The 12977-nt window shown below is 71.1% G+C and carries 12 protein-coding genes; 11 read left to right on the top strand and 1 reads right to left on the bottom strand.

Annotation, left to right across the window (positions count from 1 at the left end; translation table 11 throughout):
• Positions 1-90 precede the first annotated feature (90 nt).
• The 5 genes from ACFV18_RS29240 to ACFV18_RS29220 all read left to right on the top strand — a co-directional run bounded on the left by ACFV18_RS29240 (position 91) and on the right by ACFV18_RS29220 (position 6957).
• On the top strand, positions 91-561 hold the full coding sequence (locus ACFV18_RS29240; protein WP_380488280.1) for a YraN family protein: 471 nt from the start codon (positions 91-93) through the stop codon (positions 559-561).
• 1 nt (position 562) lies between these two features.
• Complete coding sequence (locus tag ACFV18_RS29235; protein WP_380488246.1) at positions 563-2215, top strand: YifB family Mg chelatase-like AAA ATPase; 1653 nt, start codon at positions 563-565, stop codon at positions 2213-2215.
• A gap of 567 nt (positions 2216-2782) precedes the next feature.
• Positions 2783-3937 (top strand): DNA-processing protein DprA, encoded by a 1155-nt coding sequence (dprA, locus tag ACFV18_RS29230; RefSeq protein WP_380488245.1) that lies wholly within the window; start codon positions 2783-2785, stop codon positions 3935-3937.
• 1368 nt (positions 3938-5305) lie between these two features.
• Positions 5306-6187 carry an RNA polymerase sigma factor WhiG gene (whiG, locus tag ACFV18_RS29225; protein WP_380488279.1) on the top strand — a complete coding sequence of 294 codons (882 nt, stop codon included), beginning with the start codon at positions 5306-5308 and terminating at the stop codon, positions 6185-6187.
• Between the two features lie 122 nt (positions 6188-6309).
• Complete coding sequence (locus tag ACFV18_RS29220) at positions 6310-6957, top strand: TetR/AcrR family transcriptional regulator (protein WP_380488244.1); 648 nt, start codon at positions 6310-6312, stop codon at positions 6955-6957.
• A 7-nt stretch (positions 6958-6964) separates the two neighbouring features.
• Here ACFV18_RS29220 and ACFV18_RS29215 read toward each other — a convergent pair whose 3' ends face one another.
• A complete protein-coding gene (locus ACFV18_RS29215; protein WP_380488243.1) occupies positions 6965-7372 on the bottom strand; it encodes a M23 family metallopeptidase in 408 nt (135 codons plus the stop codon).
• A 786-nt stretch (positions 7373-8158) separates the two neighbouring features.
• Here ACFV18_RS29215 and rpsB point away from each other — a divergent pair.
• From rpsB to ACFV18_RS29185, 6 genes are all read left to right on the top strand, one after another.
• Positions 8159-9001, top strand: a complete 843-nt coding sequence (gene rpsB / locus ACFV18_RS29210) for a 30S ribosomal protein S2 (protein WP_380488242.1) — start codon at positions 8159-8161, stop codon at positions 8999-9001.
• A 131-nt stretch (positions 9002-9132) separates the two neighbouring features.
• A complete protein-coding gene (gene tsf / locus ACFV18_RS29205; RefSeq protein WP_380488241.1) occupies positions 9133-9972 on the top strand; it encodes a translation elongation factor Ts in 840 nt (279 codons plus the stop codon).
• 286 nt (positions 9973-10258) lie between these two features.
• Entirely contained in the window at positions 10259-11014 is a 756-nt protein-coding gene (gene pyrH, locus ACFV18_RS29200; protein WP_380488240.1) for a UMP kinase, read from the top strand.
• A gap of 82 nt (positions 11015-11096) precedes the next feature.
• Positions 11097-11654 carry a ribosome recycling factor gene (gene frr, locus ACFV18_RS29195; RefSeq protein ID WP_380488239.1) on the top strand — a complete coding sequence of 186 codons (558 nt, stop codon included), beginning with the start codon at positions 11097-11099 and terminating at the stop codon, positions 11652-11654.
• A gap of 142 nt (positions 11655-11796) precedes the next feature.
• Positions 11797-12663 (top strand): phosphatidate cytidylyltransferase, encoded by an 867-nt coding sequence (locus tag ACFV18_RS29190; protein WP_380488238.1) that lies wholly within the window; start codon positions 11797-11799, stop codon positions 12661-12663.
• 98 nt (positions 12664-12761) lie between these two features.
• On the top strand, positions 12762-12950 hold the full coding sequence (locus tag ACFV18_RS29185) for a hypothetical protein (protein ID WP_380488237.1): 189 nt from the start codon (positions 12762-12764) through the stop codon (positions 12948-12950).
• Positions 12951-12977 lie beyond the last annotated feature (27 nt).

The following is a 12977-nucleotide window of genomic DNA, read 5'->3' as shown; positions in this document are numbered from 1 at the left end:
ATCTAAGTTATCCACAGGCCCGAGTTATCCACAGGTGTGGCGATTTCGCTGGCCCACCTCCCGGCCGTGACGGCAACCTTCCGGCCGGAGGTGATTGCCGTGCAGAATCCCAACAAGATTTCCACCAACGGCCTCGGACGCTACGGCGAGGAGGTCGCCGCCCGCCGGCTCACGGAGGGCGGGCTGTGCATCCTGGAGCGCAACTGGCGCTGCGCCGAGGGCGAGCTCGACATCGTCGCACTGGACGGGGACACCCTCGCGGTGTGCGAGGTGAAGACCAGGTCCGAGCGTGGCTTCCAGCAGCCGTCCGAAGCGATCGACCAGAACAAGGCCGATCGGCTGCGCCACCTCGCCGAACGGTGGCTCGCCGAACGCTGGCCCGTGCACTTCTCCCGACTGGTGCTGGCCGCCGAGCGGGTCGACGGCGGCGAACCGCCGGACGAAGCCTCGGCCGGCGGACCGGCACCCCCGCCGCCGGGCGGAGTCCGCATCGACCTGGTCGCCGTGGTCAACCCCCTCAAGGGCGCCGCTGCGGTCGAGCACCTGCGCGGGGCGGTTTGAGATGGCATTCGCCCGCACCTGCTCGGTCGCCCTGGTCGGAGTGGACGGCGTCGTGGTCGAGGTCCAGGCCGACCTCGAACCCGGACTCGCAGCCTTCAGCCTGGTGGGCCTCGCCGACAAGGCCCTCCTGGAAGCCCGCGACCGGGTCCGCGCAGCCGTCTCCAACAGCGGCGAGAAATGGCCGCTTCGCAAACTCACCGTGGGCCTCACCCCGGCCTCCGTACCCAAGAGCGGCAGCGGGTACGACCTGGCCGTGGCCTGCGCCGTACTGGCGGCCGCCGAACGGCTCGACCCCGCGTCGATCGACGGCCTGCTGATCATCGGCGAGCTCGGACTGGACGGCCGGGTACGCCCGGTGCGAGGCGTCCTGCCCGCAGTACTCGCTGCGGCGGACGCCGGCTACCGACAGATCGTGGTCGCCGAACAGACCGCCGCCGAAGCCGAGTTGGTTCCAGGCGTCTCCGTCCTCGGTGTGCGAAGCCTGCGCCAGCTCATCGCCATCCTCACCAATGCCCCCATTCCCGACGAACCACCTGACCCGTCCATCGGCCGCCCCGACTCCTCGTTCGCCGGACTCATGCTCCCCGGGCTCGGCGTCCGAGACGTCACCTCGGACCAGGCCTGCCGACCCGACCTTGCCGACGTGGCCGGGCAGTACGAAGCCCGGCAAGCCCTGGAGATCGCCGCGGCGGGCGGCCACCACCTGTACCTCAAAGGGCCACCCGGAGCCGGCAAAACCATGCTGGCGGAACGGCTCCCCGCCCTGCTCCCACCACTCACCCAGGCCGAAGCCCTCGAAGTGACCGCGATCCACTCCGTGGCCGGCCTGCTCCCACCCGACCGTCCGCTGATCGACACCCCGCCGTACTGCGCGCCGCACCACTCGACCACCATGCCCGCCATCGTGGGCGGCGGAACGGGACTGCCCCGACCCGGTGCCGTCTCCCTCGCCCACCGTGGCGTGCTCTTCCTCGACGAGGCACCCGAATTCCCGGTCCGGGTCCTCGATGCCCTTCGCCAGCCCTTGGAATCGGGGGAGGTGATGATCGCCAGAGCCGCGGGCTCGATGCGGCTGCCCGCCCGCTTCCTGCTCTGTCTGGCCGCCAACCCCTGCCCCTGCGGCCGCTATTCGTTGAGAGGAGAAGGCTGCGAATGCACACCCGTCATGGTCAACCGCTACCAAGCAAGACTGTCAGGACCATTGCTGGATCGAGTGGACCTCCAAGTACAGGTGGCCGGGGTCAGCAGAGCCGAGTTGATGCAGCAAGGCGGAAAAGTCGAGAGCACGGCCACGGTCGCCGAACGCGTGAGGGAGGCCCGCGAGCGGGCCGCCGCTCGCCTCGCCGACACCCCGTGGCGGACGAACGCCGAAGTGCCTGGGCACGAACTGCGCACGCGCTGGCAACTCGCGCCCGGCTCGCTCATCGACGCCGAGCGTGACCTCGACCGGGGGCTGCTCACCGCGCGAGGCCTCGACCGGATCCTCCGCGTCGCCTGGACGGTCGCCGACCTCGCCCGTCGGCCCCGCCCCACCCGTGCCGACGTCCAGACCGCGCTCACCCTCCGCACCGGAGTTCAGCGCGTTACCCGCCCGAACGACCGCAGATCCGACCCGTACTACGACGTGGATGCCGACCTAGGCGCCGAGCTCTGACCGCCCGTCATCTCGTCGGCGCCCCAACAGCGGCTCGCCGAGTAGGCCCACAGCCCGTCGAACCGTGAAGCCGCCCGCGCACCAACTCAGCCGCCGGACAAGCCATCGCAGGAGGACCTTTCCGTGACCGCAGCACTTCCCATGCCCCATCAGCACGCCGATACCGCCGGCCCAGCGCCGCTCACCTCGGCGCCCGACAGCCAGGTCCGAGACGCCGACACCGCACACCCGCACGGCGTCCCGGCCCGGCAGGGAAGACTCCGAGCGGTGGGCGAGCCCACCCTGCCGGGCCCACCTGACAGCCCCTGCCCTCCCCACCCGCCCGACGACCGTGCGGCAGGTGACGGCCAGGACCGGCTGCGCCACCTGATTCGTGGAGCCGGCCCGCCAGCCGTCCACCGACCGGGCTCGGACGCGGTGGATCCCCGATTGTCGGTACCAGACACTGCGATTACCGCAGGCCATGCCGCCCACAGCGCCGTGACGAGTCGGCACTGCACAGCCGAACGGGCCGCCACAAGCCATTCCACTCAGCGGGTCATCCGTCCCACCTGGTGGGCCGCCGCAGTGACCACGCCGGATCCGCCCGAGCCCGAGCGGGTCGCCAGGGCAGCGCTCACCCGGCTGATCGAACCGGGCGACGCGGCCATCGGCCGGGCGATCCAGCGCCTCGGTGCGGTCGGCCTGGTGCAGGGCTTCTACGGTGGAGCGTCGCCGAGCAGACTTGGGCTAGGAGCGGACCGGATCTCCGCCTACCAGGAGAGGCTGCGAAAGTTCAACCCGGCCACCGACCTTGAACGAATCGCCAAGCTCGGTGGGAAGTTCATCATTCCGGGCGACACGGAGTGGCCTTCTCAGCTGGACGACCTTGGTGACAGCCGCCCGGTCGGGCTGTGGATCCGAGGCCGGCCGCGGACACGCCTTCCCTCGCTGCGCCTACTGGCGCTCAGATCGGTCGCCATCGTCGGATCCCGGGCTTGCACCGCATACGGGCGACACATCGCCGGACAGCTCGGCTCGGAACTGGCCGAGCGTGGCTGGGTGGTGGTCTCCGGAGCCGCATACGGCGTCGACACAGCCGCCCACTCGGGTGCGCTGGCCGTCAACGGGATGACGATCGCGGTTCTGGCCAGTGGGGTCGACATCTGCTACCCGCGCGGGAACGAGGCACTGATTCAGCGGATCGGGGACTCCGGGCTGCTGGTGAGTGAACTGGCGCTCGGGATGAACCCGACCAGGTTCAGATTTGTGCTGCGCAACCGGGTGATAGCGGCGCTCACCCGAGGCACCGTCGTGGTCGAGGCCGCGCCTCGCAGCGGCGCGCTCAGCACCGCACGACGCGCCATGGATCTCAACCGGCACACGATGGCTGTTCCCGGTCAGGTGACGTCCGAACTCTCGGCCGGAGTCCATGCGTTGATCAGAAGCGGAGCCGCGAATCTGGTCACCAACGGTGCCGAAGTGGGCGAACTGATCGGCTCCATCGGCAACGACCTGGCACCGGAACGAGCGGGTCCGATCCTGCCTCGGGACGCGCTGGTGCCGTCGGTGGCCCGAGTCCTGGAAGCGGTGCCGGCGAGCGCGGACGGCGCGCCGGTGCAGCGACTCGCCCAGTACGCCGCGCTCTCCCCGCAGGAGACCGTGCACCACCTGCACGAGCTGAGCTCGCTGGGCTTCGTCGAACGGCACGGAGCGCACTGGAGGTTGGTACGACGCAAGTGATCGGATCTGCGCAACAGCGGACATGGAAGGTTGACCGAACGGAGCATCCCGTCAACAGGAAGGAACCCCAGGTGAGTTGAGAGCACCGCTGAGACGGGTGAGCCCGGGCGGGCGACAGCCGCAAGTGGGGACGTGGCTCAAAGATTCCGACGTGTCGGGGGAAGTCTCCGCTGGTCGGCGGCCCAGCGGAGGCAGGGCGCCCGACAGCCGGCCGGGGCCCGCTCCGCGACGTGCCGGTGGAGCCCGCCACTGCCACCGGATCGGGCGACGCCCGAGTGGCGGTAGCACTGTGCAGCGACTTGGTCACGCTACGCTCCCTTATGGCGTCCCTATCAGCACATGACTCGGCAGAACGGCGCAGACCAACGCATGCCCACTCACATTCCCGGACACAGGGTGACCGGTGACGGTCGGTCCCCGGACGGGACCGGGGCCGAGACCCGCAACGCCGCGGAGCTGCGGGCCAGGCCCTCGGGAGTCGTGGGAATGGCGAGGCCGGGCACGTCCCCGACCGCGACCCCACAGTCCCAGGCCCGTCCCGCCTCGCCCTCGCCCCTTCCCCGTCCCCCCGTCCCGCAGGGGCCGTCGGACCGGCAGCCTCCGGCGCGCCCGTCCATCGAGCGCCCCGGCCAGCGGCTGCCCTGCCCGCAAGTAGTGCCGTCGACTGTGGCCAAACCCCGGCCGCGCGGCGAGGAGACCAGCAGTACCCCGTCGGGTGGGCAGGCGCCGTTCGGTGGTGGGTGCGCCGATCGGTCAGGTGCCGACCGCCCGGGCGACGGGCAGCTTGGCGAAGGCCTGGCCGACGGTGGGCCGCTGTCCGGGCGGGCCGCAGGTGAAGCGCAGGCGGCGGGTGTCACCGCCGCCGACATGTCGCCTGCGAACGTTCGGCCGGTGCGGAGCCAGTCCAGGCGTGGCGCGCGTTCGAAGGTGAAGCCGGGGGAACCTCCCGTCCGGAGCTCGCAGGTTCGCCGGCAGGCCGGTGGGCCGGAGGCGGAACGTTCCTCGGATGAGGCAGCTCACGTATCGGGAACGGCGTCGGAGCCAGGGCAGGGTGAGTCGCAGCCCCAGCCGCCGGCCGAGCCGTCCCCGGCCGAGCCGTCCCCGGCCGAGCCGTCGCCGGCCGGGCCGTCCCCAGTCGGGCCGTCCCCGGCCGGGCCGTCGCCGGTCGCGCTGCCCGGGCCGACCTCGGCGCCGGCGCCCGGGCCCATGCCTGCGACCCCCGTGCCGGTGCTCAGGCTCGCGTCCGCGCCCGCGACACCGGCGACACCCGCGCCCGCGACACCGGCGGTGCCCGCGTCTGCGGCACTCGCGTCCGTGGAGGGTTCGGTGAACGCTGGGCGAAGGCCGGGTGTGCCGGTTGGCGTGGCGGTGCCTGCGCCGACGGTGGCGCCAATGGGGGGTGCTGCTGGGCTGGGAGGCGTGGGGGTTGAGGGGGAGTCGGCGGTCGGTCGGGACGGAGGTGAGCGGGGCGGCGCGAAGGGCGGGGCGGACCAGTCGGCGCTTCAGATGCTGTGGCGTTCGTACAAGGAGACGGGCGACCACGGGCTGCGCGATCAGCTGATCCTGCACTACTCGCCGCTGGTGAAGTACGTCGCGGGCCGGGTCGGGGTCGGGCTGCCGGCCAATGTGGAGCAGGCGGACTTCGTGTCCTCCGGGGTCTTCGGACTGATTGACGCCATCGAGAAGTTCGACATCGATCGGGCGATCAAGTTCGAGACCTACGCGATCAGCCGGATCCGCGGCGCGATCATCGACGAACTGCGGGCGCTGGACTGGATCCCCCGGTCGGTGCGGCAGAAGGCGAAGGCGGTCGAGCGGGCCTACGCCACCTTGGAGGCCAGGTTGCGGCGGACGCCGCACGATCCAGAGGTGGCGGCGGAGATGGGCATCGCGCTGGACGAGCTGCACACCATCTTCAGCCAGCTGTCGCTGGCCAACGTGGTGGCGCTCGACGAACTGCTGCACTCGGCGGGGGAGGGCGGTGACCGGCTGACCCTGATGGAGACGCTGCCGGACCACGGAGCCGACAACCCGGTCGAGATCGCCGAAGATCGCGAGCTGCGCCGCCTGCTGGCCTCGGCGGTCAACACGCTCCCCGAGCGGGAGAAGACGGTGGTGACGCTCTACTACTACGAGGGCCTGACGCTCGCCGAGATCGGTCAGGTGCTCGGGGTGACCGAGAGCCGGGTCAGCCAGATCCACACCAAGTCGGTGCTGCAACTGCGGGCGAAGATGTCCGACGCCCGTTGAGACGGGGGCGTGAAGGCGCGGGACGGCTGCGGGGGCCGGTGGATCGGTGGGTGCGCGGTGTGTGCCCCTCCGGCCGCTGGCGTCCGTAAAGTTGGTGCGTGCCGAAAATCCGGGCGGCCACGGTGGCCGAGCATCGACAGTTGCAGCAGGCAGCACTGTTGGACGCCGCGCGCGTCCTGTTGGCGGAGGGCGGCAGGGAGGCGCTGAGCTTCGGTGCCCTCGCTGCGCGTGCCGGGCTGGCCAGGTCCTCGGTGTACGAGTATTTCCGGTCCAAGTCGGAGCTGGTGGAAGCACTGTGCACGGTGGACCTCCCGCTGTGGGCCGCCGAGATCGAAGCCGGCATGGCGGCCTGCGACGCTCCGGCCGAGCGGATCGAGGCGTACGTCCGGGGACAGGTGGCGCTGGCCACCGATCCGGTGCACCGCGCCCTGGTGGCAGTCGCCGAGTACGAGCTCGACGACGCCGCGCGGGCGCGGATCAGGGCCGCGCACACCGGCCTGACCACGATGGTGGTGCGCACCTTGGAGGAACTCGGCCACCCCGGGCCGGCCGTCGCGGCCTCGCTGCTGCAGGGCGTGGTGGAAGCGGCGGTGCGCCAGATCGAGCGGGCCCGGGAGGCCGCCGAGGTGCCGGCGATCGCCGACGCCGCGGTGCGGTTCGCCCTGGACGGCCTTCGGTCCGCTCGGTCCGCTCGGTCGGCTCGGTCCGGTCGGTCTGGTGGCGCGGGAACCGCCCCGGCCGACGCGGCTTCCGGCCCGGGCGCCGGCTGATCCGGCGTCAGGGGGAATCGAGCGGCAACAGACGGGCCCGGCCGGAGCCGAGCAGGGCGAGTGGGTCGAGATAGCGGGTGCCGCGGAGCAGGCCCCAGTGCAGGCAGTCGACGGGGCAGTGCCCGGAGTCGGCGGTCAGCTCGCCGATCGGGTCGCCCGCCGCGACCGCGGTGCCGACCGGGACGGACCCGGCCACCGGGAGGTAGGTGGTCCGCAGCGGGGGAGTGCCCGATTCGGGGTGGGTGACCACCATGACCGGACGGCCGGCCACCTGCCCGGAGAAGGTCACCACGCCGGGTGCGGCTGCCCGCACCGCCGTCCCGGGCGCTGCCGCCAGGTCCACACCACGATGCCCGGCCGCCCAGCGCACCGGCGGTGGATCGAACCGCCGCAGCAACCCGGACCGGTCACCCACCGGCCACACCCGCCCCGGCCCCGGCCCGACCACCCGCCCAGCCCCCGGCCCCGCCGCCCCGAGCCGCCCCGCCCCCGCCGTTGCGGCGAACCCCGCCGGGACCGCCACTGCCGGACTCCCCGGACCGCCCCCACCCATGGTCACGAACGCAAGACCCGCCACCACCCCCAGCACCACGCTGATTCGTACGGCCACCCGCCCAAACGGCCCCGGCCGGAACGAACCCTGTCCTCGCCCCACGCGAACCTCCCGCAACGCTCCCTCAACGCGATGAAACCGGCACAGCGCCAGCACCTGGTACAAACCACGACAAGCCCGCTCAGCAGGCACGACCCCCACCATGGAGGTCGCGGCGCCAGTGCCGCCCGCCGATTCCGGGGGGCTGTGGACAAACCGGGGGCTGTGGACAACTGCCGTCCCCCGCAGGGGTGAACGGTGGGCGGCGGGCCGCCCGCAGCGGCGCTGAACAGGGCGGCGGGACCGCACGGAGTCGCCCGCCGCTCGGGGCTTCCCGTACACTTCACACGCGACCCGGTCTGCCGGGTCGACTTCGCACGCCCCGCCACCGACGGCCCGCCCCCTCCGGGGAGCGGTCGAACGGTGCGAGTGCCGCTCGGTCCGCCGAGCCTGCCGAGGCCGCAAGCCCCGTGCAGGCCAAGCGGCTTGGCACGTCGGGGCGTCAGGCGTGGCGGTCGCCCGACCGGCACGGACAAACCGAGAGCCCCGGCACCCCGCAGAGCGCACCTGCCTCGCGGCGCGCCGGGCGACACATGAGGAGTACGGCACATGGCCGTCGTCACGATGCGGGAGCTGCTGGAGAGCGGCGTCCACTTCGGTCACCAGACCCGTCGTTGGAACCCGAAGATGAAGCGCTTCATCTTCACGGAGCGCAACGGCATCTACATCATCGACCTCCTGCAGTCGCTGAACTACATCGACCGCGCCTTCGAGTTCGTGAAGGAGACCGTTGCCCACGGCGGCAGCGTCCTCTTCGTCGGCACCAAGAAGCAGGCCCAGGAGGCCATCGCCGAGCAGGCGACCCGCGTGGGCATGCCGTACGTCAACCAGCGCTGGCTGGGTGGCATGCTGACCAACTTCTCGACCGTCTACAAGCGTCTGCAGCGCCTCAAGGAGCTCAGCGAGATCGACTTCACGGATGTGGCCGGCTCCGGCCTCACCAAGAAGGAGCTCCTGGTCCTCCAGCGCGAGTACGACAAGCTGGAGAAGACCCTCGGCGGTATCCGCGACATGCAGCGCGTTCCCAGCGCTGTCTGGATCGTGGACACCAAGAAGGAGCACATCGCGGTCGGCGAGGCCCGGAAGCTCAACATCCCGGTCGTCGCCATCCTCGACACCAACTGTGACCCGGACGAGGTCGACTACAAGATCCCGGGCAACGACGACGCGATCCGCTCCGTCACCCTGCTGACCCGCGTGATCGCCGACGCCGTCGCCGAGGGCCTGAAGTCCCGCGCCGGTGTCGCCAAGGGCGACGCGAAGGCCGAGCCGGGCGCCGACCAGCCGCTGGCCGCCTGGGAGAAGGAGATCCTCGAGGGCGAGAAGGCCGCCGAGGCCCCCGCCGCCGAGGCTGCTGCCGAGGCTCCGGCCGCCGAGGCCGAGCAGGCCTGACGTACCACCAGGGTGAGGGGCACCGGCCGGGCTGAGCCGGTGGGTGCCCCTCTCTCCCGTGCCGGGGTACCGCACCCAGGACCCCGGCACTTTCCCACGCAGACACGCGAGACGTGAGAAGAGATCACACGATGGCGAACTTCACCGCCGCGGACGTCAAGAAGCTCCGTGAGCTCACCGGCGCCGGCATGATGGACTGCAAGAAGGCCCTGGACGAGGCCGAGGGCGACGTCCAGAAGGCCGTCGAGCTCCTGCGCATCAAGGGCCAGAAGGGCGTTGCCAAGCGCGAGGGCCGCGACGCCTCCAACGGCGCCGTCGCCGCGCTGATCGCCGAGGACAAGAAGTCCGGCGTTCTGGTCGAGCTGAACTGCGAGACCGACTTCGTCGCCAAGGGTGGCAAGTTCGTCGAGGTCGCCAACGCGATCGCCACGCACGTTGCCGCCACCTCCCCGGCCGACCTGGACGCCGCCCTGGCCTCCGAGATCAACCCGGGCCAGACCGTCCAGCAGTTCGTGGACGAGGCCAACGCGACCCTGGGCGAGAAGATCGTCTTCCGTCGCTTCGCGCAGTTCGACAACGACGGCTTCGTCGCGGTCTACATGCACAAGTCGGACCCGGACCTGCCGCCGACCATCGGTGTCCTCGTCGAGCTCGACCAGGAGAACGCCGAGACCGCCAAGGACGTCGCGCAGCACATCGCCGCCTTCGCGCCGAAGTACCTCTCCCGCGAGGAGATCCCGGCCGAGGAGCTCGAGAACGAGCGCCGCGTCGCCGAGGCCACCGCTCGCGAGGAGGGCAAGCCCGAGGCTGCCCTGCCGAAGATCGTCGAAGGCCGCGTCACCGGCTTCGTCAAGGAGAACGCCGTCCTGGAGCAGGCGTTCGCCAAGGACAACAAGAAGTCCGTCGCCAAGGTCCTCGACGAGGCCGGCGTCGCCCTCAAGCGCTTCGTTCGCTTCCGCGTCGGCGCCTGAGACCGTTCCGCGCAGTTCTTCCCGCCAGGACCGGCCCCGGGCCGGACATAAGGTAGGAGGAAAGGCCCGTCCGTAAGGACGGAGGAACACGCCGACCACGCCCTCCAGCACACCGTGAGGGCGGCGTCGGCACCATGAACGACGAGGAGGCCATTGCCGTGCAGGAGACCGTACCGGTTCCCGCGGCAGTGGCCTCCTCGCGTATACACGGCACCGGGCCCGCACGCCCGGCGTCGTGAGTAGCACTTGCAGATCTGCTGACCAGCAGGCGGAGAAGGGAAAGTCCATGCAGGAGACGCAGGAGACCGCACCGGACGGCACCCGCCGCCGGGTACTGCTCAAGCTGTCCGGCGAGGCGTTCGCCGGCGGAGGCGGCCTCGGCGTCGACCCGGACGTGGTGCACGCCATCGCCCGTGAGATCGCCACGGTGGTGCGCGCGGGAACCGAGGTCGCCGTCGTGATCGGCGGCGGCAACTTCTTCCGCGGCGCCGAACTCCAGCAGCGCGGCATGGACCGGGCCCGCTCCGACTACATGGGCATGCTGGGCACCGTAATGAACTGCCTCGCCCTCCAGGACTTCCTGATCAAGGAAGGCATGGAGACCCGCGTGCAGACCGCCATCACGATGGGCCAGGTCGCCGAGCCGTACCTGCCGCTGCGCGCCATCCGGCACCTGGAGAAGGGCCGCGTGGTGATCTTCGGCGCGGGTATGGGCATGCCCTACTTCTCCACCGACACCACCGCTGTGCAGCGCGCCCTGGAGATCCACGCCGACGTCCTGCTGATGGGCAAGAACGGCGTCGACGGGGTCTACGACTCCGACCCGCGTTTCAACCCCGCCGCGGTCCGGTTCGACTCGCTGGACTACACCGAGGTGATCTCCCGCGACCTCAAGGTCGCCGACCTGACCGCGATCACCCTGTGCAAGGACAACGGCCTGCCGATCCTGGTCTTCGAGCTGCTCGCCGAGGGCAATATCGCCCGTGCGGTCAAGGGTGAGAAGATCGGCACACTCATCAGCGAGGACTCCGTCCAGGCCTAGGCCGCCGGGGGCACTGAGTAGCAACAGCCGTCCGGGGCACCGGTACGGGACAACAGCAGATGAACCGGACAGGGAGCACACAGTGATTGACGAGACCCTCCTCGAGGCCGAGGAAAAGATGGAGAAGGCCGTCGCGGTCGCCAAGGACGACCTCGCCGCCATCCGCACCGGCCGCGCGCACCCGGCGATGTTCGCCAAGATCGTCGCGGAGTACTACGGCGCCCTGACGCCGATCAACCAGCTGGCCTCGTTCTCCGTGCCGGAGCCGCGGATGGCCATGGTCACGCCGTTCGACAAGACCGCGCTGAAGGCCATCGAGACCGCGATCCGCGACTCGGACCTGGGCGTCAACCCGTCGAACGACGGCTCCGTCATCCGGGTGGTGCTCCCGCAGCTCACCGAGGAGCGCCGCCGCGAGTACATCAAGCAGGCCCGCGGCAAGGGCGAGGACGCCAAGGTCTCGGTCCGCGCCGTCCGCCGCAAGGCGAAGGACGCGATCGACAAGCTGGTCAAGGACAAGGAGATCGGCGAGGACGACGGCCGCCGCGGCGAGAAGGAGCTCGACGACCTGACCGCCAAGTTCGTGGCGCAGATCGACGAGCTGCTCAAGCACAAGGAAGCCGAGCTGCTGGAGGTCTGACCCCAGACCCCCGCGCGTACGCCCCGGACCGGCGGCCCGTCCGCCCGGCCCGGGGCGCGGCTCGACCCGGGCCGGCACCAAACGGGTCACTCGCGGCGGCCTCCGGCATGGCACAGGGGGCGGCGCGGCACAGACTCAGTTCATGCCCCCCGCCCAGGAGACCTCCGTGGCCCAGACCGACCAGCAGCCCCGCAAGCCGCGCGGCGGCCGCAACCTGCCCGCCGCGATAGGTGTGGGAGTCGGCCTCGGGGCGGTGATCGCGGCCTCGCTGTTCGTGGTCAAGGCGGTCTTCATGGTGGTGGTGGCCGCTGCCGTCGCCGTCGGCATCCGGGAGCTCACCAGCCGCCTCGCCGAGCGCAAGGACATTCACGTCCCGCAGATCCCGCTGCTGATCGGCGGCGTCGGCATGGTGGTGGCCGGCTACTTCGAGGGCGGCCAGTGGGCCGCCGCGATCCTGGCACTCACCGGCCTGGCGATGATGGTCGCCCGGATGTCCACGCCGCCGGAGAACTACCTGCGCGACATAACGGCCGGCGTGTTCACCGCGTTCTACGTGCCGTTCCTGGCGACCTTCGTCGCGCTGATGCTGTCCGCCGACGACGGCGCCTGGCGGATCCTGCTGTTCCTGGTCGTCACGATCTGCTCGGACACCGGCGCGTACGCCGTCGGCTACAAGTTCGGACGCACCAAGCTCGCCCCGACCATCAGCCCCGGCAAGACCCGCGAGGGTCTGGCGGGTGGGATCGGCCTGTCGATGATCGCCGGCGCACTGCTGACGCACTTCCTGATCGACGGCGGCGCCTGGTGGCAGGGCCTGATCCTGGGCGGCTGCGCGGCCGTCACCGCGACCCTCGGCGACCTCGCCGAATCCATGATCAAGCGCGACCTCGGCATCAAGGACATGGGCACCCTGCTCCCCGGTCACGGCGGCATCATGGACCGCCTGGACTCGCTGCTCCCGACCGCCCCGGTGGTCTGGCTGCTGCTCACGGTCTTCGTCGGCAACTGACGGGCGCGACCGCCACGGCCCCCGGGTGTCCGGGGGCCGTTTTTCGGTTGTGCCCACAGTCTCGTCCCGGTACCGTCCGCTGCGGCTGAGGGGGCGCGATGAGCAGACGGCGGTACGTGGCGCGCGGCGTCCCGGGCGGGTACCGGATCTGGGACAACCGATCGCGGCGGTGGTGGGGCGACCTGTACGAACTGTGCCCGGACGAGCTGGTGGCGGGCCTGAACGCCGGAGTCGACCACCCGACCCTGACGGCGCTGCTCAGGCGGCATCGAGCAGCGAAGAGGTAGCGAAGAGGTGGCGGCGGGGCGGGGTCC

It is taken from the genome of Kitasatospora sp. NPDC059673 (genome assembly GCF_042734215.1).
In the GTDB taxonomy this organism is placed as follows: Bacteria; Actinomycetota; Actinomycetes; order Streptomycetales; family Streptomycetaceae; genus Kitasatospora.
This window is presented reverse-complemented; position numbering and strand designations above follow the sequence as displayed.